Raw genomic sequence first — 26,660 nt, forward strand, 5'->3', positions numbered from 1 at the left:
GGCATCGATCTTCGACTTCCCTGCTCCATGGGCTGAATCCTGCCGGAACGGGTTTCGCCGAGCCAAGCTGGGCCTCCTTCTAGGAAGGCGGGGCCGCGTCAGCGGATTCGTCGTTCGAAGCCTGTGACATGCCCGACTCCCCATCGGACTCGCCGTCATCCATCGCGTTGCCAACCTTCAGAAAGGCCAATCCGCTCTGGATCAACATTTGACGCATTCTCGGGTCACTTTGCTCGGTGATACCCAGGGCAAAGGCAACCAACACCGCTTCCCACGGATGCTTGGTGATTAATTTGCTAAAGGCGTTGAGCGGTGAGGGACCTTCCTCTTTATCCCCTTCGGACGACGATTTGGACTTACTCGCCGGACCGTGAAACATACGGAAGAAGAATATTCCCAGCAGCAGAAGACAGAAGCCGCCGGTTATACCGTAAGCTCCAGCGTCCCCAACCCAGGGGGCGAGGGCGAGCGTAGCGGCTTCCAGCAACATCACGAAGCCGCCGATCAGGAGCGCGCTGAGCAGGACGAAACCCAGTACCGCCGCAATCGCGGCGGCCAGGGCCTTGCGCAGAAGCGCTTTAATATCCTGGGAGGAAAACATGCCTAGCGATCAAGCAGCTTGCCGATCACCAGACCGATCAGGAACATGATCACAACGCTGAGGAATGGTCTTTCCTCGATCTTGTGCTCCACGTCGTGGAACGCCTTGTTACCGGCGTCACGGGCACGATTGAGGGCCTCGTCGCCGCGCTCGCGGGCGTTTTTGAGCGCCTCGCGGCTCTCTTTGCGGATTTCATCGCGCAGGCTGCTGATGTTACTCCGTTGGCCATCGGCTACTGCCTTGCTCAGCTTGGCAAGGTCTTCGCGCAGCAACTGAAGGTCTTCTTTTACGTGTCTGTAATCGTCCTGGGTGTTCTTCGCTTCCATGGTGTGCCTCCTTTCTCTGGAACATGCCTGGCATTCAAAACAGACTGAGAAGAGTACGGCCGAAAGGCGAATCGGGAAACTCCAGCATCCAGCGCCCGATAACTCCTTTGTCGAAACCGTACGTCTGGTCCGACTACCAACCCCGGGGATCCTGCAAAACCGGGCCCTACAACAAGCCGGCTGATTGCACGGGGACAGACAATTCCACTCTAGCACACTGAATCCGCTGTGTTGGCTTCATGACCGTACTGTCATACGACGGTTCGCGGGGCCGTCTTGCGGCCAAGGTATATTTCATCCGCTGCGGAACGACGGGTATAATCCGGCCCCACTAGCCACACAACCTCATCCAACGACCAAGAAGGACGCTTCATGAACATCGACAACATTCCTCCCGGAAAAAATCCCCCCGAGGACATCAACGTCCTGATTGAAATCCCGGCCAACGCCGCGTCGCCTATCAAGTACGAAGTGGACAAGGACATGGGAGCGGTTGTTGTTGACCGTTTCATGGCAACACCGATGTTCTATCCGGCCAACTACGGTTTCATCCCCAACACACTGGCCGATGATGGCGACCCGCTGGACGTGCTGGTGGTGACCCCCTACCCGATCATGCCCGGCTGTGTGATCCGCTGCCGTCCGGTTGGCGTGCTGAACATGGAAGACGAGGCGGGCGGCGACGCCAAGCTTGTAGCCGTACCCCACGAAAAAGTCTGCGCACAGTACAAGGACATCCAGGACGTGCATGATCTGCCCGCACTGCTGCGTGATCAAATTCAGCACTTCTTCGAGAACTATAAGGATCTGGAAGAAGGCAAATGGGTCAAGGTCGAGCACTGGGCCGACGCGGCCGCTGCACGCAAGGCTGTTGAAGCTGCCGTTGCGGCTTATAAAAAGTAAACACTTTCGGCGGGTAAACGCCGGCGCGAAACAAAAAGGCAGCGACCTGAGGGCGCTGCCTTTTTTGTGGCTGCAGGTCGGGTTCACCCAACCTGCAGCCAATCAACTTAATAGCCGTATTCCGGAGCCGGCCAAACTCAGCCCTGGCTCAACAGCTCCCGCAAATCCGTAATGGCGGAATTCGCCCGCGCCAGATAGGACGCCATGGTCAGCGAATGATTGGCGAGCACACCGAAACCGCTGCCATTCAGCACGACCGGACTCCACATGGACTGCTGCGAGCCTTCCAACTCGACGATGACCTGACGGACGCTGACCAACGCATTCTTATCAACCAGCACATCGCGGAAATCCACCTCGATGGCACGGAAGATATGCAGCAGCGCCCACGATGTGCCGCGAGCTTCGTAGAAGACATCGTCAATCTGTGTCCAGGGTGTTTGCACGGACTTGTACCCTTCGGCGGTTTCGCCCTCCGGCAGTTCTGCCAAGCCTTCGGCAACACTCTGCTTCCCCACACTCTCGCTCAGGCGACGGGACAAACTACCCAGCCGGGTTTCCAGGTCCGCCAACCAGTTGTTGAGATTGTCCGCCCGGGCGTAAAACTGGGCCCTGGGCTGTTGCGGATCGGATAGGCGCGCCAGGTAGCGCTTGAGCGCTTCAACGCCCCTGCGATATTCGGTTTCTGTCGAAGGAAGCGCCCAACTGCTATTGTCGAAATGCATTTGCGGTTCGGCAACGGTCAGGTCCGGATCCTCCGCTGACTGGCTTTGGGAACGGCTGATATCCTTGCGCAACGCCCGCGTCATATCCCTGACCTGCACCAGAACGCCGTACTCCCAACGAGGCATGTTATCCATCCATACGCCTGGGGGTGTTATATCGTTGGTGATGTACCCGCCCGGCTTGTTCAACAGCGTTTCGACCATATGGATCAGGGTGGCGGTGGTGGTAAAGCCTGGCACCATCTCCCGATCCAGGTTGCGCGCAACCTCACGCGACTGTTCCTTGACCGAGAACGTATCCGGTTCGCTGCTCCAGTAAATACCGAGAATCGCGACCACAACCAGGTAGATGACCAGCAAGGCAATAACGATCTTGGCGACCATACCGCCCCGGATATCTTCCCCCCGTCCCCGGAAAAACAGTTTGGTTCTATTCCACATAGCCTCGCACCTTAGTTTGTGTCATATCGGAAACTCACGTGATATCAAGATTACCCATTCTCCGACCCATGCTGCCCGGTCAGGGTCACGCCACCGGCCATTACCTTGCCGGATTGTCGGGACGACCGCAATTGGCACCGCGTGAGGCGAGGCCCGGGGTCAGGGCAAGTTTTCATCCGGACGGGCCAGGTGATAGCCGGTCCCGCCATCGACTCCCGCCTCGGCGACCACATGCCATTCCGCGGCGGTTTCCACCCCGGCCACAAAAACCTCGACCCCCCGACTGTGGGCAATAGGCACTATCGACTCCAGATAGAAGCGATTGTCTGGATGGGTGTCGATATTGTGGATGAAGCTAGGGTCCATACGCAGGGCCTGGAAAGGTAGATTGCGTAGATAGCTGAATGGCACACCGCCGACACCAAAATGGTCGACCAGAACACGAACCCCCAGACGCCGCAACATGCGCACGCAAAGACCGACCTCTTTACGGTGATGGTGCACCGCATCTTCTTCGAGACAGATCCACAAACGCTTCCTGAGACCCATGCCCCCGGTCAGAATTTCATTGAGCCGGTTACGGAATGTCTCGTCGGCAAGCGAAGAAGTGCCGAGGGTAATGCCAAACTCCGCTTCCGGGTGCTGTTGCAGTACGGCCAAAATCCGCGTAACCACCAATAGGTCCAGCTGCGCCATCATTTGGAAACGCTCGGCCATGGGCACGAAGACACCGGCCGCCACCCATTCACCATCGATATCCAGGCGCGATAGCACCTGATAATAATGTACCTGGTGATCGGATGTGCGAAACAGAGGCTGGAACAGCAACTTGACCGCCTCGTTATCCAACGCCGTCTGCAGGTGTTGCCGCCAGAGTTCAACACCGTGCTGCGTAGACTGGGCGGCATCGAACACCTTGCAACCACTTTCATGCGACACCTGGGCTTGCCGCAGGGCCTCGTCGCAGGCCTCGAACAGGCGCTCCACAGTACTAAGCTCAGTGGCCACAGCCAGACCGGCATGCACCGCCACGTCCATTCCAACGGCCCGGTCCGAGTAGATGCCATCCAATTCGGTCACCAGCGACTGCATCCAGAAACGGGCATCGACAATCGCCGCACCAGGCAGAAACAAGGCAAACTCGGCCCCCGCACGACGCCCTGTAAAGGAGCCGGGATGCATCCTTTCGAACGCCTTCAGCCGCTTTGCCACAGTTTGTAATATGTCGTCCGCCTTGGATCGACCGTGCAGGTTATTGAACTCACCGAACCCGGCCAACTGCATCATGACCAACACCCCCTGGCGGCGGGATTCCTGGGTTTCCACCGCTACCCTCAGTCGTTGGTCGAACGCCGAACGGCTGGCCACGCCAGTGAGTCGATCTTCATTATTCATTTGCCGCAAGTGGGCGATCAGCTTGGCCTGCCCTTCAAACAGAGCGCCCAGGTCGTTAGCCATCTGGTTCATCGCCGAGGTAACGCGCGCCAGCTCCCGCGTACCGGCGTCCGGCGCCTTGAAGCGGAAATCGCGCCGGCGAATCGCTTCGGCCTGACGCTCCAGGCCAATCAGCGGGCGGAGAGTGCGCCGCAGGATCAGGTAGAGCATCAACAGGGCGCCGCCACCGATAACCAGCGTGCCCAAGGCCAGCCGACGGGCCATGCGCCAGAGATCGAGATAACCCGCACCCGGGTGGCTGGTGACCTCAACCGTGCCCAGGAATTGCCAGCCACGCATCACCGATGCCTGGGCACGAAACTCCTCCAGCGGCAGATGCATCATGTCGACAAACCATGAGGGCACACCATAGGTCTGGGCTTCATCCTGGCGTTCGATCACGAATTCCTGGGCCACATTGTTGTAGCGGACGGAGAGGTAGCGGCCGCTGTCGAACGTGGCGTCGATCAGCGAGGAGGACGCGACCGGGTCGCGGCCATCGATGGCGTTGGACAGGGACAACCCCACCGCCACCGCACCATCATTGGCATGGCCGGCGAGCTGCTCGACGATATAGCCGCGGAACCCCACCATCCCCGCCAGCAGACTGACGACCAGCAGGAGCAGGATCAGGCTCCCGGTGAACAGCAGCAACAATAGCCGCAGCGAAACGATCCCACGACGTTTTCTCTGCATCCCTGGCCGATCCTTTGCATGGATGGGTAAAACGGAAGACGCGCTGGCCTCGAAAGTCAGCCGCCATCAAGGCTTCCAGCGCCCTTGCGCGACGCACCAGCGTCCGGATATGACAAACATTTACATAGAGTGACGTACGCCGACAACATAAAACACTATAGACTCTTCCGTAACCTGATGATGCCTCTACAATCACAAAGCTACGGAGCGTCTTCGCGAGCCTTTTAGGGCTCGATTTCCAGTTTGGGCAAAAAGGTCCAGTTGGGGCAACAAGCCGACAGGCAAGAAAAAATAACACTGTCCGGGAAATACTGCCGGCGGGCACCCGCGATTTCGGACGGAAGTGACAGGCCAGAGAATAAATGACTGAAGACAATCAGAAGGAAAAGCTGAAACAGCATTTTGCCCGACGGGTCACCACCCAGGCACGCGTTGTTCTCGACACCTGGCAGAAAGCCAGGGAATCCGCCGACCAGGCTGAAATATTGCACCGCGATCTCTCCAGTGCCACCGAGAAACTGGTGCGCTATGCCCAGCGTTTCGAGATGGAAAAGCATGCCGCCGCCGGCGAACGCCTGCTGGAGATCCTAAAGCGCTGGGCGCCGGAGAGTCCGCTTGCCAGCGACGTGCAGGACGACCTGCAGAACGCCATGGACAAGCTCAGCCAGTGCACCCTGCGCCGTACTGATCAGGATCTGGAAGAAGCGCCGCGCACCTACTTGAGAACACCTGTCTACGTCGCCCTGTGCGAGATGGAAATGGCCCACCGGTTGATCAAGCAACTGGAATTCTTCGGCTTCCGCGCCGCGGCCTTCGAAGACGCTGAGAGCCTCATGGATGCCTGCAGCCGGCACAAGCCGGAAACCATCCTGATGGACGTTAATTTTGGCGGCTCGCCCCTATCCGGCATCGCCACCGTGGAAGCCCTCCAGGAGCGTCACGACACGCCCATCCCCATCGTCTTCATGAGCGACGAAGACGGTAGCATCGAAACCCGACTGCGGGCCTCGCGCTCCGGCGGCGAGGAATTCTTCTACCCATCGGTGGATCCGGGCCAGCTTATCGAGAAGATCGAAACCTATACCCATGGCAATACCGTGGAGCCTTACCGCGTACTGGTGTTGGACGACTCCCGTGCCCAGGCCAAGTTCATGGAGAACGTACTGACCCGTGCGGGCATGAAAGCCCATATCATCACCGAACCCATGCAGATCATCCGGGCGCTGGACGAATTCTCTCCTGAGATTATCGTGTTGGACATGTACATGCCCGGCTGCACCGGTATGGAGATCGCCCGGGTAATTCGCCAGCAGGACCGGCTGCACAGCGTGCCCATCATCTACCTGTCGGCCGAGGACGACGTTTCCAAGCAGCTCCATGCCATGAGTCTGGGCGGCGACGATTTCCTGACCAAGCCGATCGATCCGAAGCACCTGATCGCCACCATCCACAACCGGGGTCGTCGTGCACGGTCGCTACTGGCCTTGATGATCCGTGACAGCCTGACGGGCCTGTTCAACCACACCCATACGCTGCACCTGCTGGACCAGGAGATCGTCAAGGCCCGGCAAAGAGACCAGCCGCTGTGCTTCGCCATGCTGGATATCGACCACTTCAAGAAGATCAACGACACCTACGGCCACCCGATCGGGGACCGGGTACTGCGCAGCCTGTCCATGTTCCTCAAACAGCGTCTTCGCAAGACCGACCACATCGGTCGCTACGGGGGCGAGGAGTTTGCCCTGATACTGCCCGGCACCCGCGAGAGCGACGCCAAGAACGTGATCAACGAGATCCGTGAGCGCTTTGCCGAGCTGCTTCAGCCCGCCGGCGCCCAGGAGTTCAACGTGACTTTCAGCTGCGGCGTTGCCGCCTGGAATGGCGAGAACGCCCAGGCTCTTTGCGAGCGTGCCGACCGCGCCCTGTACGAGGCCAAGCGACTCGGTCGCAACAACGTGGTTTCGGCGGCCGGCTGACCCGTTGCCCGGGCGCCGATCCGGCGATTTCAGCACAGTTATATATAGAAGGTGGGGGCGAGCAATCGCACCCACCTCTTTTGTGTGGCCATTGGCTTGCCAGCCCCGCCTTTCGTTCACCGGTTTTCCAAATTTTTCAGCACCTTTACGCGCCGTTTCCCGGCTTTTTCTGGCGCTCTTAGACTAGCCGCTATGAAACCAACGTCTTATGGACGTGATTTCCCACCTTGTTAACAATGACCCCAGACTCGGCGAGACCGGCCCGCCGGATTGTCAAAATGTGTTGAAGACATGGTCTACACTGGTCATCATGATTGGAAAATGTCGCTATATTCGGCGATCCTTCCAAAAACAACCGGATAACAAGGTTTTCTCCATGGCCACAATTCTCGTGCTGCACGGCCCCAACCTGAACATGCTTGGCGTTCGGGAGCCTGACGTCTACGGCCACGAGACCCTGAATGATATCAACGAGCGCCTGCACCAGCAGGCCAGCTCGGCGGGCCATCATCTCCTGCATCTGCAGTCGAATGCAGAGTACGAACTGATCGATCGTGTCCATGAGGCACGGCAGGAAGGGGTGGACTATGTCCTTATCAATCCGGCGGCCTTCACGCATACCAGCGTCGCATTGCGCGATGCCCTGCTAGCTTCGGAGATCCCCTTTATCGAAGTGCACCTGTCCAATGTGCACGCCCGCGAACCCTTTCGCCACCATTCCTACTTTTCGGATGTAGCGGATGGCGTGATCTGCGGTCTCGGCAGCCAGGGGTATGACCTGGCACTACAAGCCGCGATGAAACGACTGACTGGCTAGAAGCAGCGAACGCTCGACTTAACTTCGGCAAGAACAATTTTCTTGAAAAGAAAAAACGTTTTTGGAAAGAAACAACATTCTTGAAGAGAACCAACCATGGATATTCGCAAAGTAAAGAAACTGATCGAACTGATTGAAGAGTCCGACGTGGAAGAACTGGAAATCCGCGAAGGCGAGGATACAGTGCGCATCACCCGTCGCCGCGGCCAGGCGGAATACGCCCAGATGATGCCAGCCCAGTACGCGGCTCCGGCGCCAGCGCCGCAGGCACCGCAACAGCAGGCTTCCGAGCCGGCAGGTGATGCCCCGGCCGAAACCAAGCCCGCGGGACACGAAGTTCGCTCCCCCATGGTCGGCACCTTCTATCGCGCACCGTCGCCGACCGCCAAATCCTTCGTCGAAGTCGGTCAGACCGTTGCCGCAGGCGACGTGATCTGCATCGTCGAAGCGATGAAGATGATGAACCAGATCGAGGCCGACAAGAGCGGTACCATCGTCGATATCCTCGTGGAAAACGGGCAACCGGTTGAGTTTGACCAGCCCCTCTTTGTAATCGCCTGATCGAAGACGACTGACCCATGGCCATGATCGAAAAAGTCCTGATAGCCAACCGGGGCGAGATTGCGCTTCGCATCCTGCGCGCCTGTAAGGAGCTGGGCATCCGCACCGTTGCCGTGCACTCCCAGGTCGACCGCGACCTGATGCACGTCCGTCTCGCCGACGAGTCCGTCTGTATCGGACCCAATAGCGCGAGTGAAAGTTACCTCAACATTCCCGCCATCATCAGCGCCGCGGAAGTCACCGACGCCGTGGGCATCCACCCCGGCTACGGCTTCCTCGCAGAGAACGCCGATTTCGCCGAACAGGTGGAGAAGAGCGGGTTCCGTTTCATCGGTCCACGCGCCGAGACCATCCGCCTGATGGGCAACAAGGTCTCCGCCATCAACGCGATGGTCAAGGCCGGCGTGCCCACGGTCCCCGGCTCCGACGGCCCGATCACCGATGATGACGAGCACACCCTCGCCGTCGCCCGCAAGATCGGCTACCCGGTGATCATCAAGGCAGCGTCCGGCGGCGGTGGCCGCGGCATGCAGGTGGTGCACTCCGAAGCATCTCTGCTCAAGAGCATCCAGATCACCCAGTCCGAAGCACGTAACGCCTTTGGTGACGAGACTTGTTACCTGGAGAAGTACCTGGAACGCCCGCGTCACGTGGAAGTCCAGGTACTGGCCGACACCCACGGCAACGTGATCCATCTGGGCGACCGCGACTGCTCCATGCAGCGACGTCACCAGAAGGTTATCGAAGAAGCCCCGGCGCCGAACATCGACCCGGCCGCACGCGAACAGGCCCTGAAAGCCTGCGTCGATGCCTGTAAGGAAATCGGCTACGTGGGAGCCGGTACCTTCGAGTTCCTGTATCAGGACGGCAACTTCTACTTCATCGAGATGAATACGCGGGTCCAGGTGGAACACCCGGTATCGGAAATGGTCACCGGTGTGGATATTGTCAAGGAGCAACTCCGGGTTGCCAGCGGCCTGCCGCTTACCTTCAGTCAGGATGAGATCCGCGTGGCTGGTCACGCCATCGAATGCCGGATCAACGCCGAGGACCCCAAGACCTTCGTTCCCAGCCCCGGCCAGGTGAAGCACTACCACGCTCCCGGCGGCAACGGCGTACGTGTCGATTCCCACATGTACAGCGGCTACACCGTGCCGCCCTACTACGACTCCCTGGTAGGCAAGCTGATCACTTTCGGCGAGGACCGGGAAACCGCCCGTAAGCGCATGAAGAACGCGCTGGACGAGCTGGTAGTGGAAGGCATCAAGACCAACCAGCCCCTGCATCGGCGATTGATCCTTGACGGCGGCTTCAAGAATGTGGAGTTTACCATCCACTATCTTGAGAAGCTGATCAGGGACTAGGTGCTCCGTCAACGTGATGATAGCGGCTTCAGAGCCCTGCGGGTCCTACCGCAGGGCGCTCGACGGGCTCGCTGAAGTTCCGGATCGTTCCTATTCCAGAGTTCAAACCGGTTCCAGTATCCAAACCGATTCAGAACTCACCTCGATTCGAGATCTCACACTGACGGAGCACTAGACTATGCGTTGGATCCAGATGCGCGTGCCGACGGACCCGGAATACGCGGAATTACTGGAAGATATCCTGATGGAAGCCGGCGCCGATGCCGTCACCATGGAGGATGCGGCCGACCAGCCGCTCTACGAGCCGGACCCTGGGAGCACCCCTCTGTGGGGACAGACCAGGGTTACCGGCCTGTTCAATGCCGACACCGGCATCGAAGCCATCCAGGCGATGATCGCCGACGCCTACCACCAGCAGACCCAGCAGGAACTCGGCGAGATCGATGTCGAACTGCTCGAGGACAAGGACTGGGAACGGGCCTGGATGGACGACTTCAAGCCCCTCTCCTTTGGCGATCGCCTCTGGATCGTTCCCAGTTGGCACGATGCACCCGATCCCAACGCGGCCAACCTGTTGCTCGACCCGGGGCTGGCCTTCGGCACTGGCACCCACCCGACGACGGCCCTCTGTCTTGAATGGCTCGACGGGCAGGACGTTACCAACAGCCAGGTGATCGACTACGGCTGCGGTTCCGGCATTCTCGGTCTCGCCGCATTACTGTTGGGCGCCCGGCATGTCATCGGCGTGGATACCGACCCGCAGGCACTGGAAGCCAGCCGGGACAATGCCCGGCGCAACGAAGTCGACGACGACAGGCTCGATCTCTATCTGCCGGAACAGGAGCCGACCACCGAAGCCGACGTCATGCTGGCCAATATCCTGGCGCAGCCACTGATGGACCTCGCACCCAAACTGGCCAGCCGTGTCCGTGACGGCGGTGCCATCGTGCTGTCCGGCATCCTGTCGTCCCAGGCACGCGACGTGATGGAGGCGTACGAGCCCTGGTTCATCATGGACGAACCGGTGCAGCGCGAGGACTGGATTCGCCTCACAGGACAGCGTCGCAACAGATGACGCCGACACGGTGACGGTCTACACTGTGGACCTCATACCGTGCTCACGTATTATGCTTCAAGTGTGCACTTTAACAGCGATAATCCAGGGAATCTGAGCCGTTACCCGACAGGAACAGAGGATGAGCCAGAGCAGTACGCTGACACGTTGCCCCCATTGTGAGACCCGGTTCCGGGTGACCGAAGAGCAGCTCGGTATCGCGCGCGGCAAGGTGCGCTGCGGCAACTGCATGCAGGTCTTCAACGCGCTGGAACACAGCGAGCCCGATGCGCCCGCTGGTACGCCGCCGGCCAAAGCCGACACAGCCCAATCTTCCGAGTCCGGCGGCGGCCGCTTCCAGGTCGAAGAAGAGTTCATCTTCGAGGACGACCCCGAAGAGGACGCGGCCGAAGGCAACTACGCAGGCACTAAGACCTCCTTCAGCGAAGACGAACTCAGCGACAGCTTCCTCAATTTCGACGAAACCAAGAAAGGTGGTTTCGACGACGATGATGACGAGATCTCGTCGGACGTTGACGAAAGCTGGGCCGAAGCCATGCTCGACGAAGACGAACGTCTGTCCCGCAAGCGTAGCGCTGCGGCCCAAGCACCCAAAACTGAGCCGCAAAGGCCAACACCCGAACCGCAAAAAGCCAGGCCGGAAGAAAAACCCAAGGTACCGGAGAAACCCGCCTACCGCCCGGAACCCGAGCCTGAACCTCCGACGCCTCCGTCTCGATCCAGGGCGACCGAGGAAGCCCCCCGATTCGAACTGACCGATCAGGACACACCTGACGACACCTTAAGCGCGACACCGACGCATCATGAGGAGCCGGACGAACCGCTGGCGGCCACTCGGCGCGTGGGTGGCGCCACACCGTACGACAACCTGCGCTACGAGCCAATCGCTGTCGATGGTGAACGGCGCTCCTGGGTCCGCAAGACACTGTGGACACTGATCATTCTCGCACTGCTGGGTGGATTGATTTCCCAGGTGGTCTATTTCCAGATCGACCGGCTGTCCAGCATTCCGGAGTTGCGCCCCTACTATGAGCAGGGTTGCGATATCCTCGGCTGCGAACTGCCCCCGTTGGTGGCGATCGACCATATCCAGAGCCAGAAGTTGGTCGTGCGTACCGACCCGCAGACGCGGGATACGCTGATCGTGGACGCGGTGATTACGAACCAGGCCGGTTTCGAGCAACCGTTCCCCAACATCGGACTGACGTTCTCCAATCTCAATGGTGACGTTGTGGCCCAGAGCGTGTTCGAGCCCGACGAATACCTCTCCGGTGACGCCCAGCAAATGGAAAGCATGCCTAGCCAGACGCCGATCCACATTTCCATCTCGATCCGCGACCCAGGCCGGGACGCGGTCAACTACAATCTCACCTTCCTCGCCCGGGGCAAATAGTTGCCCCGGCGGCGCGTGGGCCCATGAACGTTTCGTAGCACCCTTGCAGAGCGCCATTTATTGGCCCTCAAGGCTCAACAGGGTGCATACGAAACGTCAACACGCCCTACACCTCACCGCTGAAAAGTCAACCAGATAGAGCGAAAAATAATCAATTTTTTCACGACATTACCCCTTCAATCATGGGTGGGTCGGGGGTATCATTGTCGCCCCTTGAGAACTGGTTGAGATTTAACCAGGTTACCGAGGTGTGAGCAGATGTTACCTGAAGCGAAGATCGGTCCCTACACACTACCCAACTCGTTGATCGTGGCGCCGATGGCCGGTGTGACGGACCGCCCCTTTCGCCTTCTATGCCGGCGCCTGGGCGCCGGTCTGGCGGTCTCCGAGATGGTTATTGCCGACAGCCGGCTGTGGCACACGCGCAAGTCACGCTTGCGGCTGGATCACGACGGCGAGCCGGAACCCCGCTCGGTGCAGATCGCCGGCGGTGATGCCGATATGCTGGCCAACGCCGCCCGGCTGAATGTGGAGAACGGCGCCCAGATCATCGATATCAACATGGGGTGCCCGGCCAAGAAAGTCTGCAACAAGGCCGCCGGCTCGGCGTTGATGAAGGACGAACCACTCGTGCGGGACATCCTGCATGCCGTGGTCGACGCTGTGGACGTCCCGGTCACCCTGAAGATGCGGACCGGCTGGGACCGCGAGCATCGGAATGCGCCACTTATTGCGCGGATGGCTCAGGACGCGGGCATCAAGGCACTGGCCATTCACGGACGGACCCGGGCCGATGCCTACAAGGGTGAAGCGGAATACGACACCATCGCTGCAGTGAAGGAGAGTGTCGAAATCCCGGTATTTGCCAATGGCGATGTCGATTCGCCGGAGAAGGCACGGCATGTGCTCCAGCACACCGGCGCCGACGGCCTGCTGATCGGCCGCGCCGCACAGGGCAGCCCCTGGATTTTCCGGGAGATCGAATATTTCCTGCGCACGGGCACACGCATGGCTGCACCGACCCTGGACGAGGTCGAGGCCCTGCTGCGGGAACATCTGATCGCACTTCACGGGTTCTATGGCGAGCCCATGGGCGCGCGCATCGCCCGCAAACACGTGGGGTGGTATCTCCAGACCCACGACGAGGACAAACAGTTTCGCCGCCGCTTCAATCAAATTGAAGAGGCGCAGGCGCAACTCGACAGCATCGAACAGTACTTTTCAGGCTTACGAAATGGAGAGGTATTCGCAGCATGACCGCTGAGACACTGGCCAACGACAACCAACTCAACCCCAAAGGTGAAGGCAACCAGAGCCTGCAAGCCCCGGGGCAGAACGGCAGCACCGTTACCCTGCGCGACAGCGTGGAAGTGGCGCTGAAGAACTACTTTGAACAACTCGACGGCGCCCCCGTGACCGACGTCTACCAGCTCGTCCTGAGCGAAGTGGAAGCGCCTCTGCTGGAGCAGGTCATGCGTTACACCCGTAACAACCAGACCAAGGCTTCCACCATGCTGGGGCTCAATCGCGGCACCCTGCGCAAGAAGCTGAAGCAATACGGTCTGCTATAATCGCAGAACCCGATTCGACGAGGGCCTCCGGTAACAACCGCGCGGCCCTCATTTCGTTTAGCCCAGCAGAAACCTCGGAAACCATGGCAAACCAGGCTCCCATCCCGATTCGTCGCGCACTGATCAGTGTCTCCGACAAGACCGGCATTGTTGAATTCGCCCGTGCCCTGAGCGGCCGCAATGTTGAAATCCTCTCCACCGGCGGCACCTTTCGCCTGCTCAAGGATAACGGCATCGCCGTCACCGAAGTGTCCGATCACACCGGCTTCCCGGAAATGATGGCCGGTCGCGTCAAGACCCTACACCCGAAGATCCACGGTGGCATCCTCGGCCGTCGCGGCACCGACGATGCCGTCATGGACGAACACGGCATCAAGCCCATCGACATGGTGGTGGTCAACCTCTACCCCTTCGAGGACGCAGTGGCCAAGCCGGATTGCGACCTGCCTACGGCGATAGAGAATATCGACATCGGCGGACCGACGATGGTGCGCGCCGCGGCCAAGAACCATGATGACGTGGCGATCGTGGTCAACGCCTCGGACTACGACCGGGTGCTGACCGAGCTGGACGGCGAGGATGGCAAACTGAGCTACGCCATCCGTTTCGATCTGGCAGTCAAGGCCTTCGAGCATACCGCCGGCTACGACGGCGCCATCGCCAACTATCTGGGCGGGCGCACGGCCGATAACGACAACGCCGACTTCCCCCGCACCTTCAATGCCCAGTTCGTGAAAGTGCAGGACATGCGTTACGGCGAGAATCCGCACCAGCGCGCTGCTTTCTATACCGAGCGCAACCCCGGCGAAGCCTCTGTCGCGACGGCCAGGCAGTTACAGGGCAAGGAACTGTCCTACAACAACGTGGCCGACACCGATGCCGCGCTGGAGTGCGTCAAACCCTTCGCCGACCCGGCCTGCGTGATCGTCAAGCATGCCAACCCCTGCGGCGTGGCTATCGGCGCCGATATCCGTCAAGCGTACGACCTGGCGTTCGCCACCGATCCCACCTCGGCCTTTGGTGGCATTATCGCCTTTAACCGGGAACTGGATGCTGAAACCGCCAAGGCGATCATCGACCGCCAGTTCGTGGAAGTCATCATAGCCCCGTCCGTTGCGCCAGAGGCGGTGGATATCGTTGCCGCCAAGAAGAACGTGCGCCTACTGGCCTGTGGCGAGTTTGCCGGCGAACGCGAGAAGGCGATGGACTACAAGCGCGTCACCGGCGGCCTGCTGGTACAGGACCGGGACCTGGGCATGGTATCCATGGACGACGTTAAGGTGGTCACCGAGCGTCAGCCCAGCGAGGAGGAGCTCAACGACCTCCTGTTCGCCTGGGAAGTGGCCAAGTACGTCAAGTCCAATGCGATCGTCTACGCCAAGGCGGGGCGCACCATTGGCATCGGCGCGGGTCAGATGAGCCGTGTCTACAGCGCCAAGATCGCGGGCATCAAGGCCGCCGACGAGAGTCTGGAAGTAGCTGGTTCAGTCATGGCATCTGACGCCTTTTTCCCGTTCCGGGACGGTATCGACGCAGCCGCCAAGGCCGGTATCAAGGCCGTGATCCAGCCGGGTGGCTCCATGCGCGATCAGGAAGTGATCGACGCGGCCAATGAACATGGTATTGCCATGGTCTTCACCGGTATGCGCCACTTCCGCCATTGATCGGAACAAGACCTCCACTGTTGTTAGAAGCAGGCACCGTGTCGGATTACGCCTTCGGCTAATCCGACTTAAAACGCCTCGGACTTGAACCGCAGGTCGGATTAGCCGAAGGCATAATCCGACAAGAAGGAATACAGCCATGAACATTCTCGTCATTGGTTCCGGCGGGCGCGAGCACGCCCTGGCCTGGAAAGCCGCCCAATCCCCCAACGCGGATCGCGTGTTCGTAGCACCGGGCAACGCGGGCACCGCTCGGGAGCCTCGCCTGGAAAACGTCAACATCGATGTCATGGAACTGGACAAGCTGGCTGATTTCGCCGCGGCCAACAATGTCGGCCTAACCATCGTGGGCCCCGAGGCACCGCTGGTGGCCGGTGTGGTCGACCTGTTCCGTGAGCGCGGTTTGCGTGTCTTTGGCCCGGATAAGGGTGCGGCCCAGTTGGAGGGGTCGAAGGCGTTCACCAAGGATTTCCTGGCGCGCCAGGCAATTCCGACCGCCGCCTATGCCAACTTCACAAATGTGGACGAAGCCCTGGATTACGTGCGTGAACAGGGCGCACCGATCGTGGTCAAGGCCGACGGCCTGGCCGCCGGAAAGGGCGTGATCGTCGCCATGACCTTGCAAGAGGCCGAAGAGGCCATCCGCGACATGCTCGCTGGCAACGCATTCGGCGATGCGGGCAGTCGCGTGGTCATCGAAGAATTCCTGGAAGGTGAGGAAGCCAGCTTTATCGTGATGGTGGACGGCAAGAATGTGTTGCCCATGGCGACCAGCCAGGACCACAAACGCGTGGGCGATGGTGACACAGGCCCCAACACCGGCGGTATGGGTGCCTATTCCCCGGCACCGGTGGTGACCGACGAGGTCTACCAGCGCATCATGGACGAAGTGATCTACCCGACCGTTGAAGGCATGGCCAAAGAAGGTCACCCCTACACAGGCTTCCTCTATGCGGGTCTGATGATCGATCCACAGGGCGCACCCAAGGTCATCGAATTCAACTGTCGCTTCGGCGATCCGGAAACGCAGCCGATCATGCTGCGTATGCAGTCCGATCTTACGGCGCTCTGCGATGCGGCTATAGATGGCAAACTGGACACCTGCAAATCCGAGTGGGATTCGCGGGCATCTGTCGGCATCGTGCTGGCCGCCGGCGGTTATCCTGGCAGCTACGAGAAGGGCAAGGTCATCAGTGGCCTGCCGCAGGACGAAGTGGAAGGCGAGAAAGTCTTCCACGCCGGCACTAAGCTCAACGGTGACGACGTGGTGACGAGCGGCGGCCGGGTGCTATGTGCCACCGCACTGGGCGGCACGGTGACCGAAGCCCAACAGCGGGCTTACAGACTGGCCGGCCAGATCGACTGGGACGGCGCTTTCTACCGCAAGGACATCGCCCATCGAGCCATTGCTCGCGAGCAGGATAAGCAGTAATTTCATAAGGCCCGGTCACCCACCGGGCCTTTTTGGTTGCCTGGTTCACTGACAGGTTCGTTGACTGGAAAGGATGTTCCGCGCCATGCAGGGTTCGTATCGTCGTCTGACAGGTTTCAGTACAGCGATGCTCGCGATCGTCATGCTGCTATCGGGCTGTTCCCGGCAGGATTTCTACGAAGCCGCCATCGCTCACGAGCGCAACGCCGCCGGCCTGGTCGAGGCGACTGTCGATGTGGATGGGCGAACCATCGCCTACCTGCATAACCAGACGCCCCGGGACGGCGATACCCTGGTGTTACTGCATGGCTTCGCCGCCAACAAGGAGAACTGGCTGCGGATGGCCGGCTATCTCACCGAGTCGTATAACGTCTACGCGATTGATCTGCCCGGCCACGGCGAGAGCAACCGGGACCTCGAACGCGACTACTCCATCGACGCCCAAGTAGGTTATGTGCGTGCGATCCTCGACGCACTGGTACTGGAACGAGTGCATATGGTGGGCAACTCGATGGGAGGCGCCATCACCGCCCTCTATGCGGCGACCTATCCCGACCGTATCATCACCGCGACCCTGCTCGACCCGGCAGGTATCTTCGAGTACGACAGCGAACTGGTCTCACGGGTACTGGACGGCGACAACCCGCTCATTGTCAGCAAACCCGGCGATTTCGAACGTCTGGTGGACTTTGCCCTGGAACAGAAACCCTTCGTCCCGTGGCCGATGTATAGCGTGATGGAAGAAGAGGCCCTGTCCCGCAAAGCTATCAACGAACACATCTTCCTGCAGATTCGCGACTCCGGTTATCAACCGGCATTCCGCAATGCCCTGGCCTCGATTACGGCGCCGGTACTGGTGATCTGGGGCAAGGAGGATCGGGTGATCAACTATCGTAACGCCGACGTATTTGCCGAACGCATACCTCGCGCCCGCAAGGTACTGCTCGAGAACGTGGGCCATGCGCCCATGATCGAAGTACCGGCAAAGACTGCCAGCCTGGTCGTCGACTGGATCGAGTCCTCACCACCGACTTCGAATCCCTGATCCGGCTCTAAAGCTACCGGGCATCACGCTGTCGCGTACAAGACGATGGTCCAGCATCAAAGCGCGAATAGATTAAATAGCGAAGCCGGCCACAAGGGAAGCGCCAGCGTGTGCAATGACTAGGTAACCGGGTAATTACTGCATATACTTGAAGCGCCTCTGAACAGCCGCGCTGTCCACGCCGCGGGCCGCGCCCGACGCCCGTACATTGCCGGAAAAAACGCCATTGAACAGGATCACTGCAGCTATTCGTTCAGCAAACATCAGCCTTCTGCTGTTCCTGTTCCTGCAACCGCTCAAGGCAGACACGATCACCCTTGTCGCGGACTACTGGTGCCCGTTCAACTGCGAACCCAGCAGCGAGTCCCCCGGCTATCTTGTCGAAGTGGCAGAGAAGGCCCTGGGCAAGGCCGGCCATCGTGTAATCTACGTGACACTTCCCTGGAGCCGCGCCATCAACGACGTACGCAATGGCAAGTACGGAGGCCTGCTCGGCGCCGGCACCCAGGAAGTACCTGACTTCGTCTTTCCCCAGCGCCCCCTGGCGATGGCCCGCCATACCTTTTTCACGCTGCCACAGAGTACCTGGACTTACGACACTGACGCGTCCCTGGGCTCGATCAAGCTTGGCGTGATCGACGACTATTCCTACGGCGACCTGAATATCCGCTACATTCTCCCAAACCGCAGCGACCGTAAACGGCTGTTGATCCTCAATGGCCAGAATGTCCTTGGCCGATTCCTGGACATGCTGGAGATTAACCGCATCGACGCCTTCGTAGAGGAGGAAGCCGTCATGGCCTACTTCCTTCAGTCCCAGCAACCGGTGAGGGCGTTACGCAAAGCCGGTGTCGCCTACCGCGAGCCCATCTACATAGCCTTCTCGCCGGCATTAACGAACGCCCGACAGTATGCGAAGGATCTGAATGATGGCCTGCGGTTGCTAAGAGATTCTGGTGAGTTGATGGCCCTGGCCGAGAAGTACGGTATCACCTTGCGCAAGCCATCCCCGATCCGATGATCCATCGATTATTGATCCCACGCATTGGCAACGTGTGCGGGAACTTGCAACAATCAACCTTCCCATTCCCAGAACAAATATCGCATTAGTGGACAGTTATACGACCTCATGACTGAAGCCATCTGGATTTTCTTTGCCTTCACCCTTGGCCTGCTCGCCCGTTCCGCCGGCTTACCCCCGCTGGTTGGCTACCTGATCGCCGGCTTTGTGCTCAACAGCCTCGCCAGTCAGTTCGGCCTGCCAGCCGAGAGCAGCGAAATGCTCGATCACCTGGCTCACCTGGGCGTCCTGTTACTGCTCTTTACAGTCGGCCTGAAGCTGAAGTTCCGTTCGATTTTCCGACCCGAAGTCATCGGCGGCGGCCTCGCGCACTTTGCCATTACCTGCCTGGTGTTCGTACCCGGCCTCTACCTGTTCCTCGGCCTGGGCGGTATGGAAGCACTGATGCTCGCCATCGCCCTATCCTTCTCGAGTACAGTGCTGGCCGCCAAAGTACTGGAATCGAAACAGGAGCTGCGCGCCTTTCACGGTCGGGTGGCCATCGGCATCCTCATCGTCCAGGACCTGATTGCACTGGTCGTGATGAGCCTGACGGCCGGCCATACGCCGTCCATCTATGCGCTGCTGGTGTTCGCCCTTCCCTTGTTGCGCCCGTTGTTGTTCCGACTGATGGACGCCACCGGTCATGACGAACTGTTGGTATTGCTGGGTCTGATGCTGGCCCTGGCGGTTGGTGGTATCGGCTTCGAGATGGTCGGACTGAGCTCGGAACTGGGCGCCCTGTTGGTGGGTGCACTTCTTGCCAAGCATCCCCGGGCGGTGGAACTGTCCAACTCCCTCTGGAGTGTGAAGGAGGTCTTCCTGGTGGGCTTTTTCCTGCAGATCGGCATGAATGGTCTGCCGGACGACCACGCGCTATTGTTCGCAGTCGTCGCCGCTTGCCTACTGCCGCTCAAGGGCCTGCTATTCTTCTTCCTGCTGCTGGCTTTCCGACTGCGCTCCCGCAGCAGTTTCCTGTCCAGCCTGCTACTGACCAACTACAGCGAATTCGGCCTGATCCTGGCAAGCGTGGCACTGCCCCAATGGCTGGTGCCCCTGGCCCTGACGGTCGCGCTGTCGTTTATCCTTTCCGCGCCTATCAACCGTCTGGCACACCCGCTCTACGCCCGCATGAGCCGCTACATAGACCCGTTGGAAAGCAGCAAGCGCCACCCGGACGAACAGCCCATTTCCCTGGGCAGCACGCGGGTACTGATCATCGGCATGGGCCGTACCGGCACCGCCGCCTATGACGAGCTCCGGGATACCGAGCCTCACCTGATGGGTCTGGATTCCGACCCGGCACGCCTGAAAGGCCACCGCGAGGCAGGTCGCCATGTGTTCTTCGCCGACGCGGAGGACTTCAACTTCTGGCAGACCCTGAACATGCCGCACCTGGAGGCCGTGATCCTGTGCCTGCATGACATCGAGGGTAAGAAGATTGCCGCTCGCAAGCTGCGGGAACGCGGCTTCAAAGGCTTTATCGCTTCCCACACGCTACATGTGGATGAAGTGCCGCAAATCCTGGAGGCCGGGGCCGATAACGCCTACCTGACCATGAACGAGACCGGTGTTGCCCTGGCCGGCCATGTACAGCAGAAACTGAGCCTGCCACTCAGGGGCGTCCCGACGGAGAGCTAGTGCCCGTTAACAAGGACTACCTGGCTAACCCGGGCGGTGACCATGACTACCTGGCACGTGGTTATCGCTGTCGTCGGTTGCCGCCTCCATGCGGTCCAGCTCATTGAGTATGCCGCAATCCCGGGCCGCCTGCTCTTCGTGGCACTGGTCCTGGATGAGCTCCAACTGATTGGCTAACTGGTTGAGTTCGTTGATGCGCTGGCGTACATGTTCGAGATGTTCCGCCAGCAACTGGTTGGCCTCGCCGCAGCGGGCCTCCGGGTTTTCTCGCAGATCCAGCAGGTGGCGCACTTCCTCCAGCGTCATATCGAGCGAACGGCAGTTCGCGATGAAGCGTAATCGATCAACGTAGGAGGGACCGTAATCCCGGTAGTTGGAATCGCTGCGCTGGGGTGAGGGAATGAGCCCGATACGCTCGTAATAGCGGATGGTTTCCTGGGTAAAGCCGGTTTCCGATGCCAACGCGCCGATTCGCATGGCTCCTCCGTCAATTCGTCCAATCTGCCCGGGGCCGATCAATCCTGGGAAATGGGCGCAAAGATGCCGCCGGTCAGCTGCGCCAGATCCGACGCCGCCAGCTCGATCTCGAGCCCGCGCCGGCCGGCACTGACGTAGACGATATCGAAGTCCTGCGCGGAGGCATCGATCACCGTACGCAGGCGCTTCTTCTGCCCCAGTGGACTCACGCCGCCCAAAACGTAACCGGTCGAGCGCTCCACGTCCCTGGCATCCGCCATCGCCGCTTTCTTTGCGCCGGCAGCCTTGGCCAGCTGTTTCAGGTTCAGCTTGCCCGTAACGGGCACGATACCCACGGCCAGTGCCTGGCCGTCGAGCTGCACCACCAGGGTCTTGAAGACCCGCTCCGGCGCCAGGCCAAGCTTATTGGCCGCTTCCTCACCGTAACTCTCGGCATTGGCATCATGTTCGTACGCGTGAATTTCAAAGGCAACCTTCGCCTTGCGGGCCTGCTCGATTGCGGGCGTCATCCTATTCCTCTCCTGTCATCAGGCCGTCCCCATGACTACCAACTGGTCCCCCGGTTGCAGGTTGAGTCTGGTGTCGCGCCCCGGGTTCATTTCCAGCCAACGCCCATCCTCGTCCTGTTTCGCGCGGAATACGCCCAGCGCTGTTTCGCCGCGGGCGCCGGCCGTCTTTTCGAAGGCCGCAAAATCCGCCCCAGCGGGCAGCTCGAACTCATCCGGACTGCGCATCATGATCTCAGCCCCACCGGGCGTGAACAGCTCGTCCAGCACCACCCGCAGCTCCCGCCGCAAGGCGACCTGGGCCAGGATGTGACTGAGGATCATCGAGCTCACCAGGGTTTCGTTCTGGTTGGTGACCAGCAGGGTTTCGTTGTCCGGGTCGCTCAATTCCATCACGACCTGGGGCGGATCCTCCACCGAGGCCAGCACCTCCTGCAGCTGCAGATAGCCCATCATGGTCCGGGCGTCGGCCTCTTCGCCAGTGGAGAGACGGTCGCTACTGAGCAGGAATATCGCATCGTAACCGGCCGGATCCACCCGGCGCAGCTCCTCTTCCACCGCGAAGTCAGCCATTAGCTGGCGATGGCTGACTTCAGATTCCGCAGGCAGGTAACGGGCGATTTCATTTTCACGCATCTCCACCGGGAGTATCGATACCAGATCCACCTCGTAGGTATGGTTCGGGTAGCGCGCCATCTCGGCCAGTAGCGCGGGCACACGGCGGTTCCAGCCCAAAATCAACACCCGGTGCCGCGGACCGCTCTGCCTGACGGGCAGCCTTTTACCGGCGTGGCGCTCGACAAGTTCGAGACGGGCCCGCCCCCTGGTTTCACCCGGCTCCATCGGGTGGGTATCGTCATAGTCACGGGCCATGACGATGATCCGATCCTCGTCGGTAATGCGAGTATCGGACGGCGCATTCAGCATCACATTCCAGCCGTTTCCAGCGCGTTCAAGTAAACCCAGGACAACGGCGTCTGGACAGTTCTGGGCAAACTCCCCCAATGTCTGACCCGAGGCGATATCGCCGGAGCGCACGAATATATCGTTGCCGAACCGAGCCGTGAGCAACTCGTTCAGCACCTCCGAAAGGCCAGGATGCAACAGGGTCTGGACCAGTAAACGGCTGATCATGGCATCACTGGCAATGACTTCGAGTGGGCCAGGGTAGGCGCGCTCAACAACGGCCTGCTTGCGGATGTCCTCGATCTCCGCCACCACATACGGCAGCTTGGCGTGCAGATACTGGGCCTGGGAGGTCATGGACAGCAGCGCCTTGACGGTTCCCACGTCAGAGGTCACCAGGCTGTCCGGCCCATGGGACGAGCTAGGCACAATCACCGCGGCCGCGTCCAGACAGGCCACGCGGTGCAACGCCTCCGGCTGAAGCGGTGTACCGGAGCGCAATACGATCTGGCGTGCGCGCCGGCCGATATCCCGTTCGTTGCGCAGACTCAGCGTTTGGGCCGAGGTCACTTCGTCGGACAGGACCACCAGACGGAGGCGCTTGGTGGCATGACGTTCAAGGAACCGTTTGACCCGACCGCTAGATGCCAGCAATTCCTGCAGGATAGGCACAGTCCGGCTGGTCCAGCCCAGCACCACCACGTGGTTGCGCAGGGTGACCGGCGTCAGTCCCCGCTCCAGATCGGTCATCTTGGCGATCAGGGAACGGGTGAGGATCGCCACCAGGGTACCCATGAACACGACGTAGCCGGTGACCGTCAACATCGTCGACACCAGCCTGCGCCAGTCGCCCTCGTCATCCCCCAGGTAACCGGGATCGGTCAAGCGCAGGAACGCCCACCACACCGCGTCTCCCAGATCCTGGAAGGAATCCGCCCCGGGCCAGACCAGCAGGCCACCGATCAGCGATATCAGGCCAATGCCGATACCCACCACCAGCAACTGGAACAGCGCGCCCTTCACGAACTGGCGTTCGACGATGTACTTAACACGGTCAAGCAGTGACAACGGCAGCATGCAGATTCCTTCTCCCAGTGTTCGGTACCGGCGTCGTGGCAGGTTTAACGGCGGCAAATCATCATGTTAGCAAAGCGTAAAGTGGTCAAGCCTGGCCTGTGGCCGGCGCCAAGACGCGCGTTGTTCATGTTTTAGTACGTCAATTTGATTTACACACATAGGTTTATTCCAAACCCACACATCCGCAACTCGTTGTAAATGCGAATTTTCGGCAAATGGCATCAAAAATGCTCCGGATTCGGCGGAGTCACCTTTAGGCCACGGGGTAATCAAAATGACAAGGGCCTGACGACTCAGGGAGCATCCCTCCAATCTCCGCTGTCCTGTATTTCTCGCGATTGAGGCGATAACGCTGTCTCCCCGAAAGCCCTGTCCGGATCATCGACGGCACCATCAATCGTCAGCCGCCGGGCTTTCTTCGACAGAGTCCCGTGCCACGACAGGCACGTGGACGCGTTTGCCAACAAAGAACGCTATTGGTAGCAAACTATGCAGACAAATAAGAATCTGCTCTGGCTTGCTCCCGGCAACACATTGGTATCGCCCGGGAACGATCTGGCCACCAAATGGACCATCATACCCATCAACATCCTTCATCCGCCCCGGCGACGACGTAGCTCGCTACCGCCGGTGCGGGTCGGCATCATCGACCTGACCCGGTTCGAGGTAGAACTCTATCGTTACCTGGAAGCCTGGGTGGGGCACCTACAGCCTACCCAGTGGATCGGTCTGCTAGACGCCAAACCCGAACAAACCGGCGCCCTGGCAGAGATCGTTACCGACTTCTGTGCGGATTACCATACCGAGCCGTACGACCAGCTGCGACTGGATTATGCCCTGGGGCACCTTTGGGGGATGGCGGAACTCCAGGTGCGGCGCAATGGTGGGGGCCAGAACCCGTTTAAACATCGAACGCTCGAGGGCGCATCGCCGGCTATCCGCCGTACCCGAGAACTGCTACGACGCTATGCCCACACACTGGACCCGGTATTGATTACCGGCGAGAGTGGTACCGGCAAGAATGCCGCCGCCCGCTTCCTGCACGATCAATCCGAAGTTCGTCAGGGGCCGTTCATCACCGTCAACTGTGCGGCGCTGCCCCCTACACTGACCCAGAGCGAGTTATTCGGCCACGAAAAAGGGGCTTTCACCCACGCCCTGACCGCCCGGGCGGGCCGCGTCGAGCAAGCGGACGGGGGCAGCCTGGTTTTTCGGGATATCGATGAGCTCCACCCGGAGCAGCAATCAGCGTTATTGCGCTTCTTGCAGGAAGGCCAGGTCGAACGCCTCGGCAGCCACCGGCCACGCAAAGTGCAGGTGCGGGTTATTGCCACCAGTTCCCGTCCCCTCGAAAAACTGGTGAACACCGGCGAATTCCGCTCTGACATGTACTATCGCCTTGGCAGCCTCCAGGTCCAATTACCCCCTCTTCGCGATCGTCTGGAGGACTTGCCATTGCTGGCCGAAGCCATCCTCGCGTCGTCGGGCAGTCCGGTAAACCAACGCGGCAAACGCTTGGGGGAAGAGGCCTTACGCAGCCTGTTGCTGCATTACTGGCCGGGCAACTTGCGTGAATTGGAGAACCGCTTGCGCAGGGCGATGGTATTGGGGGAAGGCGACACGATCAGCCCCGGAGACCTCGGTCTAGCGGGACCGGAGACCGCCAGCGCCTCGCTGCCTCACCTCTCCCTGGCACGCTTCCGGGCGCGCGCCGAGCGTGAAGCGATCACTCACTGCCTCAACCTCTCCAACCACAATGTGTCTGCGGCCGCCCGGCTACTGCAGATCTCGCGGCTTTCACTGTATCGACTTATGGAGAAGCACGGCACCAAGCCGGCACTCACGGCATCCAATCCCCACTCGTTCAAGCGGAAAAGAGGTCTGTCATGAATTCCGGATCTGTCATGAAACGTATTGCCCTGCTCTCTGCGTTCACAAGTATAAGCCTAACCTCCTTTTCCGCAGGCGGTCAGGAAACCGCCTCCGAGAACGAGGAAGAGGCCGAGCGTATCCAGGAGAAGGCCAGCGAGATCGCTTCGATCACCACTGACCGGGGGATCGTGACCCGGCCGGGTCGGTTCGTGATCGAACCGGCGTTTTCCTACGCCAACAGCAACTCCACCGTGGTGGCTATTGAGGGCTACACGGTCGTACCCGCTTTGCTCGTGGGGCTGATCAACATTTCCGAAGTACAGCGGGATATCTTTGTGGGCGCCCTAACGATGAAGTACGGCATCACCAGTCGTTTGGAGACTACGGTGCGTGTTCCCTATCTGGATATCCACGAAGACCTGCGCGAGCGCCAGGCCTTCCAGGGTACTCCGGTGGACACGCTGACCGAGTCGTCCGGCGAGGGCCTCGGGGATGTCGAGGCGACCATCCGCTATCAGTTCAATGACGGCCTTGCCGGCTGGCCCTACATTCTGGGCACCCTGCGGGTGAAGGCGCCAACAGGAGAAGGGCCGTACGACGTGGATCGCCGGATACTGGTGGATAGTGAAGGGAATCCGATTGGGGTAGCCTTCGCCGAGCGTCCTACGGGGGCGGGCTACTGGGGAGTCGAACCCGGACTGTCCTTTATTTACCCCTCTGACCCTGCGGTCCTGTTCGGCAATGTCAGCTACACCTACACCATCGAGGAGGATGAAGGTATCGAGAATGGGGGCACCATCGACCCTGGCAACATCGTGCGCTTTGGGTTCGGAATGGGCTTTGCCTTTAATGAACGCACGTCTTTCAGCCTGGGCTATGACCACTCCGTTATTCCAAAGACCGATGTCGAATTCGATAACGATCTGAACAATGCCGAGTTTGACCGGATCCAGGTTGGCTCGCTGGCTTTTGGCTTGTCCCAACAACTGACTCGGGATACCAGCCTGAGTCTCTCAGTCAGCGTGGGCGTTACCGAGAATGCGCCGACGACTGAACTCACCCTGAAGCTGCCCGTGGCCTTCTGACCCCCGTCTGCC

23 protein-coding genes are annotated in these 26,660 nt (G+C 59.9%); 16 read left to right on the forward strand and 7 right to left on the reverse strand.

Annotated elements, in window-relative coordinates; all coding sequences use genetic code 11:
• Positions 1-79: 79 nt before the first annotated feature.
• The gene (locus RE428_RS21425; protein WP_004580122.1) at positions 80-601 is read right to left on the reverse strand and encodes a hypothetical protein; all 522 of its coding nucleotides are present in this window, start codon (positions 599-601) and stop codon (positions 80-82) included.
• 2 nt (positions 602-603) lie between these two features.
• On the reverse strand, positions 604-927 hold the full coding sequence (locus RE428_RS21430; RefSeq protein ID WP_004580121.1) for an ElaB/YgaM/YqjD family protein: 324 nt from the start codon (positions 925-927) through the stop codon (positions 604-606).
• 372 nt (positions 928-1,299) lie between these two features.
• Here RE428_RS21430 and ppa point away from each other — a divergent pair, with 372 nt between their 5' ends.
• On the forward strand, positions 1,300-1,830 hold the full coding sequence (gene ppa / locus RE428_RS21435; protein WP_004580120.1) for an inorganic diphosphatase: 531 nt from the start codon (positions 1,300-1,302) through the stop codon (positions 1,828-1,830).
• A 137-nt stretch (positions 1,831-1,967) separates the two neighbouring features.
• Here ppa and RE428_RS21440 read toward each other — a convergent pair whose 3' ends face one another.
• The gene (locus RE428_RS21440; protein ID WP_406564732.1) at positions 1,968-2,939 is read right to left on the reverse strand and encodes a DUF2333 family protein; all 972 of its coding nucleotides are present in this window, start codon (positions 2,937-2,939) and stop codon (positions 1,968-1,970) included.
• Positions 2,940-3,155: 216 nt separating this feature from the next.
• Positions 3,156-5,126 (reverse strand): bifunctional diguanylate cyclase/phosphodiesterase, encoded by a 1,971-nt coding sequence (locus RE428_RS21445; protein WP_004580118.1) that lies wholly within the window; start codon positions 5,124-5,126, stop codon positions 3,156-3,158.
• A gap of 362 nt (positions 5,127-5,488) precedes the next feature.
• On the opposite strand from RE428_RS21445, the gene RE428_RS21450 reads away from it, so the two are divergent.
• From RE428_RS21450 to RE428_RS21510, 13 genes are all read left to right on the forward strand, one after another.
• Positions 5,489-7,102 (forward strand): diguanylate cyclase, encoded by a 1,614-nt coding sequence (locus tag RE428_RS21450; protein ID WP_004580117.1) that lies wholly within the window; start codon positions 5,489-5,491, stop codon positions 7,100-7,102.
• Between the two features lie 376 nt (positions 7,103-7,478).
• On the forward strand, positions 7,479-7,919 hold the full coding sequence (gene aroQ / locus RE428_RS21455) for a type II 3-dehydroquinate dehydratase (protein ID WP_004580116.1): 441 nt from the start codon (positions 7,479-7,481) through the stop codon (positions 7,917-7,919).
• Positions 7,920-8,015: 96 nt separating this feature from the next.
• A complete protein-coding gene (accB, locus tag RE428_RS21460) occupies positions 8,016-8,480 on the forward strand; it encodes an acetyl-CoA carboxylase biotin carboxyl carrier protein (RefSeq protein ID WP_004580115.1) in 465 nt (154 codons plus the stop codon).
• A 17-nt stretch (positions 8,481-8,497) separates the two neighbouring features.
• Complete coding sequence (accC, locus tag RE428_RS21465) at positions 8,498-9,844, forward strand: acetyl-CoA carboxylase biotin carboxylase subunit (protein ID WP_040882396.1); 1,347 nt, start codon at positions 8,498-8,500, stop codon at positions 9,842-9,844.
• A gap of 178 nt (positions 9,845-10,022) precedes the next feature.
• Entirely contained in the window at positions 10,023-10,919 is an 897-nt protein-coding gene (gene prmA, locus RE428_RS21470) for a 50S ribosomal protein L11 methyltransferase (protein WP_004580113.1), read from the forward strand.
• 121 nt (positions 10,920-11,040) lie between these two features.
• Positions 11,041-12,312, forward strand: a complete 1,272-nt coding sequence (locus tag RE428_RS21475; protein ID WP_004580112.1) for a DUF3426 domain-containing protein — start codon at positions 11,041-11,043, stop codon at positions 12,310-12,312.
• Between the two features lie 258 nt (positions 12,313-12,570).
• Entirely contained in the window at positions 12,571-13,569 is a 999-nt protein-coding gene (dusB, locus tag RE428_RS21480) for a tRNA dihydrouridine synthase DusB (RefSeq protein WP_004580111.1), read from the forward strand.
• Positions 13,566-13,883: a DNA-binding transcriptional regulator Fis gene (gene fis / locus RE428_RS21485; RefSeq protein WP_004580110.1), complete on the forward strand. Its 318-nt coding sequence runs from the start codon at positions 13,566-13,568 to the stop codon at positions 13,881-13,883. The genes dusB and fis overlap by 4 nt, the downstream gene beginning before the upstream one ends.
• Before the next feature lie 83 nt (positions 13,884-13,966).
• Positions 13,967-15,547 carry a bifunctional phosphoribosylaminoimidazolecarboxamide formyltransferase/IMP cyclohydrolase gene (gene purH, locus RE428_RS21490; RefSeq protein ID WP_004580109.1) on the forward strand — a complete coding sequence of 527 codons (1,581 nt, stop codon included), beginning with the start codon at positions 13,967-13,969 and terminating at the stop codon, positions 15,545-15,547.
• A gap of 139 nt (positions 15,548-15,686) precedes the next feature.
• Entirely contained in the window at positions 15,687-16,979 is a 1,293-nt protein-coding gene (gene purD, locus RE428_RS21495; protein WP_004580108.1) for a phosphoribosylamine--glycine ligase, read from the forward strand.
• Positions 16,980-17,064: 85 nt separating this feature from the next.
• Positions 17,065-18,024, forward strand: coding sequence for an alpha/beta fold hydrolase (locus tag RE428_RS21500; protein WP_004580107.1), 960 nt, complete (start codon positions 17,065-17,067; stop codon positions 18,022-18,024).
• Between the two features lie 226 nt (positions 18,025-18,250).
• Positions 18,251-19,045 (forward strand): substrate-binding periplasmic protein, encoded by a 795-nt coding sequence (locus RE428_RS21505; protein ID WP_004580106.1) that lies wholly within the window; start codon positions 18,251-18,253, stop codon positions 19,043-19,045.
• A 108-nt stretch (positions 19,046-19,153) separates the two neighbouring features.
• Positions 19,154-20,725 carry a cation:proton antiporter domain-containing protein gene (locus RE428_RS21510; RefSeq protein WP_004580105.1) on the forward strand — a complete coding sequence of 524 codons (1,572 nt, stop codon included), beginning with the start codon at positions 19,154-19,156 and terminating at the stop codon, positions 20,723-20,725.
• Between the two features lie 24 nt (positions 20,726-20,749).
• Here the strand turns inward: RE428_RS21510 and cadR are convergent, their stop codons facing one another.
• From cadR to RE428_RS21525, 3 genes are read right to left on the reverse strand one after another with little or no spacing between them, the layout of a single operon-like run.
• Positions 20,750-21,202 carry a Cd(II)/Pb(II)-responsive transcriptional regulator gene (gene cadR, locus RE428_RS21515; RefSeq protein WP_004580104.1) on the reverse strand — a complete coding sequence of 151 codons (453 nt, stop codon included), beginning with the start codon at positions 21,200-21,202 and terminating at the stop codon, positions 20,750-20,752.
• 38 nt (positions 21,203-21,240) lie between these two features.
• Entirely contained in the window at positions 21,241-21,711 is a 471-nt protein-coding gene (gene ybaK / locus RE428_RS21520) for a Cys-tRNA(Pro) deacylase (RefSeq protein WP_004580103.1), read from the reverse strand.
• An 18-nt stretch (positions 21,712-21,729) separates the two neighbouring features.
• Positions 21,730-23,691, reverse strand: a complete 1,962-nt coding sequence (locus RE428_RS21525) for a CASTOR/POLLUX-related putative ion channel (protein ID WP_004580102.1) — start codon at positions 23,689-23,691, stop codon at positions 21,730-21,732.
• Between the two features lie 489 nt (positions 23,692-24,180).
• On the opposite strand from RE428_RS21525, the gene RE428_RS21530 reads away from it, so the two are divergent.
• Both RE428_RS21530 and RE428_RS21535 read left to right on the forward strand, forming a co-directional pair.
• On the forward strand, positions 24,181-25,581 hold the full coding sequence (locus tag RE428_RS21530) for a sigma-54 dependent transcriptional regulator (protein ID WP_004580101.1): 1,401 nt from the start codon (positions 24,181-24,183) through the stop codon (positions 25,579-25,581).
• The gene (locus RE428_RS21535) at positions 25,578-26,648 is read left to right on the forward strand and encodes a transporter (protein ID WP_004580100.1); all 1,071 of its coding nucleotides are present in this window, start codon (positions 25,578-25,580) and stop codon (positions 26,646-26,648) included. Before RE428_RS21530 ends, RE428_RS21535 begins: the two co-directional genes overlap by 4 nt.
• Positions 26,649-26,660 lie beyond the last annotated feature (12 nt).

It is taken from the genome of Marinobacter nanhaiticus D15-8W (assembly GCF_036511935.1).
GTDB lineage: Bacteria > Pseudomonadota > Gammaproteobacteria > Pseudomonadales > Oleiphilaceae > Marinobacter_A > Marinobacter_A nanhaiticus.

Bases quoted from the DNA above. Each gene is read 5' to 3' on its own strand.
- RE428_RS21425 (WP_004580122.1), bottom strand. From the start codon at position 601: ATGTTTTCCTCCCAGGATATTAAAGCGCTTCTGCGCAAGGCCCTGGCC.
- RE428_RS21430 (WP_004580121.1), bottom strand. From the start codon at position 927: ATGGAAGCGAAGAACACCCAGGACGATTACAGACACGTAAAAGAAGAC.
- ppa (WP_004580120.1), top strand. From the start codon at position 1,300: ATGAACATCGACAACATTCCTCCCGGAAAAAATCCCCCCGAGGACATC.
- RE428_RS21440 (WP_406564732.1), bottom strand. From the start codon at position 2,939: ATGGTCGCCAAGATCGTTATTGCCTTGCTGGTCATCTACCTGGTTGTG.
- RE428_RS21445 (WP_004580118.1), bottom strand. From the start codon at position 5,126: ATGCAGAGAAAACGTCGTGGGATCGTTTCGCTGCGGCTATTGTTGCTG.
- RE428_RS21450 (WP_004580117.1), top strand. From the start codon at position 5,489: ATGACTGAAGACAATCAGAAGGAAAAGCTGAAACAGCATTTTGCCCGA.
- aroQ (WP_004580116.1), top strand. From the start codon at position 7,479: ATGGCCACAATTCTCGTGCTGCACGGCCCCAACCTGAACATGCTTGGC.
- accB (WP_004580115.1), top strand. From the start codon at position 8,016: ATGGATATTCGCAAAGTAAAGAAACTGATCGAACTGATTGAAGAGTCC.
- accC (WP_040882396.1), top strand. From the start codon at position 8,498: ATGGCCATGATCGAAAAAGTCCTGATAGCCAACCGGGGCGAGATTGCG.
- prmA (WP_004580113.1), top strand. From the start codon at position 10,023: ATGCGTTGGATCCAGATGCGCGTGCCGACGGACCCGGAATACGCGGAA.
- RE428_RS21475 (WP_004580112.1), top strand. From the start codon at position 11,041: ATGAGCCAGAGCAGTACGCTGACACGTTGCCCCCATTGTGAGACCCGG.
- dusB (WP_004580111.1), top strand. From the start codon at position 12,571: ATGTTACCTGAAGCGAAGATCGGTCCCTACACACTACCCAACTCGTTG.
- fis (WP_004580110.1), top strand. From the start codon at position 13,566: ATGACCGCTGAGACACTGGCCAACGACAACCAACTCAACCCCAAAGGT.
- purH (WP_004580109.1), top strand. From the start codon at position 13,967: ATGGCAAACCAGGCTCCCATCCCGATTCGTCGCGCACTGATCAGTGTC.
- purD (WP_004580108.1), top strand. From the start codon at position 15,687: ATGAACATTCTCGTCATTGGTTCCGGCGGGCGCGAGCACGCCCTGGCC.
- RE428_RS21500 (WP_004580107.1), top strand. From the start codon at position 17,065: ATGCAGGGTTCGTATCGTCGTCTGACAGGTTTCAGTACAGCGATGCTC.
- RE428_RS21510 (WP_004580105.1), top strand. From the start codon at position 19,154: ATGACTGAAGCCATCTGGATTTTCTTTGCCTTCACCCTTGGCCTGCTC.
- cadR (WP_004580104.1), bottom strand. From the start codon at position 21,202: ATGCGAATCGGCGCGTTGGCATCGGAAACCGGCTTTACCCAGGAAACC.
- ybaK (WP_004580103.1), bottom strand. From the start codon at position 21,711: ATGACGCCCGCAATCGAGCAGGCCCGCAAGGCGAAGGTTGCCTTTGAA.
- RE428_RS21525 (WP_004580102.1), bottom strand. From the start codon at position 23,691: ATGCTGCCGTTGTCACTGCTTGACCGTGTTAAGTACATCGTCGAACGC.
- RE428_RS21530 (WP_004580101.1), top strand. From the start codon at position 24,181: ATGCAGACAAATAAGAATCTGCTCTGGCTTGCTCCCGGCAACACATTG.
- RE428_RS21535 (WP_004580100.1), top strand. From the start codon at position 25,578: ATGAATTCCGGATCTGTCATGAAACGTATTGCCCTGCTCTCTGCGTTC.